Consider the following 4,413-nt stretch of genomic DNA (forward strand, 5'->3'; position numbering starts at 1 on the left):
GCCATCCAGTTGGCGATGGGCCGTTCAGAGCCGCTGATCCGCTAGAGCCGCTGATGACGATTCACTGTCGATGAATTGTTGGCAACTATTGCTGCCTGGGGCCTCAAGTTGGCGTCTGGCGCGCCGATATTCACAGCATCCGTACGCCGGTGTGGCGTCATTCACCTTCTCCCTTTTCCCATTGTTCCTTTCAGGTAAACGCCATGGCCAGCAGCATGTTGAGTATCGGTGTCAGTGGTCTGCAAGCCGCCCAGACGGCGCTTGCCACCAACAGCAACAACATCGCCAACGTCTACACGCCGGGCTATAGCCGTGAAACGGTCGAGTTGAATGGCAACAGTGGTGGCGGTGTCAGTGTGGCGTCGATCAGCCGCCAGACTGACAGCTATCTCTCTGCGCAGCTGGACAGCGCCATGAGCGCCAGCACGGCGCTTGAGACCCATGAAGCCAACATCAGTCAGATCGACAATCTGCTCGCCGATGACGAGGCGGGCCTGGCGCCGTTGATGCAGGAGTTCTTCGGCGCCATCGAAGGCGTGGCCAGTCAGCCGAGTGATCCGGCGGCGCGCGAGAGCCTGCTGGGCAGCGCCGAGAGCCTGGCCGGGCAGCTCAATGCCTTCTCCGCCTATCTGGATGACATGGATTCTGCGGTCAATTCACAGCTCGGCGATGTGGTCGGCGACATCAACACTGCCACCAGCCAGATCGCCTCGCTCAACGAGCAGATTTCCCTGACGCGTGCGCGTACCGGCGAAGAGCCACTGGGCCTGCTGGACCAGCGCGATCAGGCGGTGACCGACCTGCAGACGCTGGTCGGCGTCGAGGTGCAGGAGCAGGATGGTCGGCTGAGCGTCAGCCTCGGCAATGGCCAGCTGCTGGTCAACGGCAGCAGCAATTACGAACTGGACGTGGAACCAGACCCGCAGGACATGAGCCGTTCGGTGGTCACTTACAGCGTGGCGCCGGGCGTCGCCAGCGCCATCGATGAGGCGCAGCTCGAAGGCGGCACCCTGGGCGGGCTGTTGAGCTTCCGCGCCGACAGCCTCGAGCCGACCCAGAATCAGCTCGGCCAGTTGGCCGCGGGTCTGGCGTTGACCTTCAATGCCCAGCACGCCGACGGTGTCGACGCCAATGGCAACGCGGGGGGCGACTTCTTCACTCTCGGTGATCCGGAAGTGCTGCCGGCGAGCGGCAACGCCGCCGGAGCGGACCTTGAGGTGACATTCGCCCCCGCCACCCAGCAGGAAGGTGACGATTTCTACAGTGTCGCGCTGACCGGCGATGACTACCGCCTGAGTCTTGACGGCGGCACCTATCAGCTGGAAAACCTCAGCAGCGGCGCCGTGCAGACCCTGACCCCGGACAGCGAAGGCGTGATGCGCCAGGATGGCCTGGAGTTCACCGCCACCGGCATGGCGGACGGTGACAGCTTCACCATCCAGCCGACGCGCAATATCGCCGACACCTTCGGGGTCGCGATCGACGAGGGTGCCGAGATCGCCGCGGGTTCAAGCGATGCCAGCCTCGACAACCGCAACATTCTCGCCCTGCAGTCACTGCAGAGCAGCGACGCCCTGGGCAGCGCCGGCAGCTTCAATGATCACTACGCGTCACTGGTCAGCCAGGTCGGCAACCAGACCCGTCAGGTGCAGGTCAACCTGGAGGCTCAGCAGGGCCTGACCGAGCAGCTGTCGGCGGCAGACCAGTCGATCTCGGGGGTCAATCTGGATGAAGAAGCCGCGGACCTGATCCGTTATCAGCAGTATTACCAGGCCAACGCCCAGGTCATCCAGACCGCGTCGACGGTGCTGGATACCATTCTGAACATCCGCTAACGAGGCCGTGATGCGCATCAGTACCCAAACCCTCTATGCCCAGGGCGTCACCTCGATGCTGGATCAGCAGGCGGCGTTCTCCAAGGTGTCCGAGCAGCTGGCCACCGGCAAGCGCGTGGTCAATCCCTCGGATGACCCGAGTGCGGCCAGCCAGGCGGTGACGATCTCGCAGTCCCAGGCCGTCAATGAACAGTTCAGCGACAGCCGCACCACGGCGCGCAACAACCTCTCCATCGAGGAAAGCGCGCTCAATCAGGTCACCGACACCATCACGCGTGTCCAGAGCCTGATCGTGCAGGCGGGCAACGGCACCCTCAGTGACAGTGACCGTGATGCGCTGGCCACCGAGCTTGAAGGCAGCCGTGAGGTGTTGCTGGGACTGGCCAACAGCACCGACGGCAACGGCAACTATCTGTTCGGCGGCATGAGCGGTGACACGGCGCCCTTTGGCGAGGATGGCAGCTATCGCGGCGATGATGAGCAGCGCCAGCAACGCGTCGACAGCTCGCGCCTGATGGAGGTCAATCATACCGGCAGCCAGATCTTTGGCGGCGTGGCATCTGGCAATCAGCAGCTGGCCCGCCAGACCAGCGAGAGCGAGTCGTCACTGCCGATCACCTTCAAGGGGCCGGAAGTCGTCGATGCCGCGGCGCGGGTCGATGGCGCGGCCTACAGCGTCAGCATCGATGCCGCTGGCGTCACGATCAGCGGCACCGATGCCGAAGGCAATGATCTCCAGGTCCTGGATGGCGAAGGCAACCCGCTGCCATCGGACATGGCGTACAGCGATGGCATGACGCTTGCGTTCAATGGGCTGTCGATGACGCTGTCCGGTGATGAGCAACAGGTCGCTGAGGCTCAGAGCTCCGGCAAGGCAACGCAGCTGGTGGTCGAGGAGGGTGAGGCCAGCGCCGATCTGTTCGCCAATCTGGATGGCCTGATCACCGCGCTGAGCACGCCGATCGAGAGCGAGGCCGACCAGGCCGCCTTCAACAACGCCATCTCGACCGCCAGTCGCCAGTTCAGCAACAGTCTCGACAATGTGCTGACGGTGCGCGCCGATGTCGGCACCAAGCTCAACGAGCTGGATTCACTGGATATCATCGGGGATGACCGTGAGCTCAACTATGCCTCGACCCGCTCGGACCTGATCGATCTGGATTACAACGAGGCGATCTCCGACTACTCGCTGACCCAGGTGGGGCTGCAGGCCTCTCAGCAGGCGTTCTCGGATATCTCGGGCATGTCACTGTTCGACTATCTGCGCTGAGTGATGGCGTGACCGCGCTCGAGGAATGATGAAAAAGCCGCACTGGATACTCGCTCTCGCGATGGCATTCGGTGCGGCTCTTGCGTCTTGGTGGTTGCTTTTCAGATCAGTGCTTGCGTGTCATGGCATCGTGCCCAGGCCTTCATGCACGGCCTGGAAGGCGCCCAGCGCCTGACGGAACAACAGCGACAGCCAGTCCGTCATGCCCGGCATCATCAGCCACAGCATCGCGATGCCCAGCAGCAGTGTCAGCGGGAAGCCGATCGAGAACACCGACAGCTGCGGCGCCGAGCGGTTGAGTACGCCCATCGCCAGGTTGATCGCCAGCAGCGAGGCAACCAGCGGCAAGGCCAGCAGCAGGCCGGCGCTGAACAGGCTGGCGCTCCACAGCAACAGATTCTCGAGCCCGACGGGCCCCATGCGGCGCAGGTCGAGGGGAATCTCGTGGAAGTGGGTGACCAGGATTTCCAGTACCAGCAGATGGCCATTGAAGGCCAGAAACAGCAGCATGGCCAGCATGCCCAGCAGACGCGACAGCACCTGGGTATTGGTGCCGGTGTCGGCCGAGAAGAAGCTGGCGAAGGCCAGACCCATCTGCAAGCCGATGAATTCCCCGGCCGCCTCGACGATGGCGAAGGTGATGCGCATCACCAGGCCCAGTGCCAGGCCGACGCCCATCTGCAAGGCCAGCTGCCAGACGGCGGCCGGGCCGAGCACATCCACCGGGGGTGGGCTATCGACCAGCGGCGCGATGATCAGCGCCAGGCCAAAGGCCATCAACAGGCGCACCGGCGTGGGCAGGCTGCGGTGACCGAACAGCGGCGCGCTGATCATGAAGCCTGACAGGCGCGCGAAGGGCCACATCACGCTCAGCAGCAGGGCCTGGAGATGCTCGGGGGACAGCAGGTCATTCGGCAATGGAGCGTCCTCCCGCCGGGCTTGCGTCGAGCCTGTTGTCGATGCTCATGCAGGTGTCGCTCATCCGATCAGGTGCGGGAAGCCGGTGAAGACGCTGCGCGTGAAGTCCATCAGCGTCTCCAGCAACCAGGGGCCGGCCAGTACCAGGGTGCCGAACACGCCGAGAATCTTGGGGATGAAGGACAGGGTCATCTCGTTGATCTGGGTCGCGGCCTGGAACAGGCTGACGATCAGGCCGATGAACAGGGCGCTGGCCAGCAGCGGGCTTGCCACCAACAGGGTGATGTACATGGCATGCGAGGCCAGGCTGGTGATGACTTCAGGTGTCATGGCGGCGCGTTCTCGATGGGCAGATGGGAGGTGTCGAGGCTGGCAGTGCACGGTTGCGCG

The 4,413-nt window shown here is 63.6% G+C and carries 4 protein-coding genes; 2 read left to right on the forward strand and 2 right to left on the reverse strand.

What is annotated here, in order from left to right; all coding sequences use genetic code 11:
• Positions 1-203 precede the first annotated feature (203 nt).
• The gene (flgK, locus tag AC4FAH_RS13425) at positions 204-1,835 is read left to right on the forward strand and encodes a flagellar hook-associated protein FlgK (RefSeq protein ID WP_490246201.1); all 1,632 of its coding nucleotides are present in this window, start codon (positions 204-206) and stop codon (positions 1,833-1,835) included.
• Positions 1,836-1,845: 10 nt separating this feature from the next.
• Positions 1,846-3,105: a flagellar hook-associated protein FlgL gene (gene flgL / locus AC4FAH_RS13430; protein ID WP_490246202.1), complete on the forward strand. Its 1,260-nt coding sequence runs from the start codon at positions 1,846-1,848 to the stop codon at positions 3,103-3,105.
• Positions 3,106-3,225: 120 nt separating this feature from the next.
• Here the strand turns inward: flgL and fliR are convergent, their stop codons facing one another.
• Together fliR and fliQ are read right to left on the reverse strand one after the other, a co-directional pair.
• Positions 3,226-4,023, reverse strand: coding sequence for a flagellar biosynthetic protein FliR (gene fliR, locus AC4FAH_RS13435; RefSeq protein WP_233593262.1), 798 nt, complete (start codon positions 4,021-4,023; stop codon positions 3,226-3,228).
• Between the two features lie 60 nt (positions 4,024-4,083).
• The gene (gene fliQ, locus AC4FAH_RS13440) at positions 4,084-4,353 is read right to left on the reverse strand and encodes a flagellar biosynthesis protein FliQ (RefSeq protein ID WP_054556620.1); all 270 of its coding nucleotides are present in this window, start codon (positions 4,351-4,353) and stop codon (positions 4,084-4,086) included.
• Between the last annotated feature and the right edge of the window lie 60 nt (positions 4,354-4,413).

The organism is Cobetia sp., assembly GCF_983723665.1.

Bases quoted from the DNA above. Each gene is read 5' to 3' on its own strand.
- fliQ (WP_054556620.1), bottom strand. From the start codon at position 4,353: ATGACACCTGAAGTCATCACCAGCCTGGCCTCGCATGCCATGTACATC.
- flgL (WP_490246202.1), top strand. From the start codon at position 1,846: ATGCGCATCAGTACCCAAACCCTCTATGCCCAGGGCGTCACCTCGATG.
- flgK (WP_490246201.1), top strand. From the start codon at position 204: ATGGCCAGCAGCATGTTGAGTATCGGTGTCAGTGGTCTGCAAGCCGCC.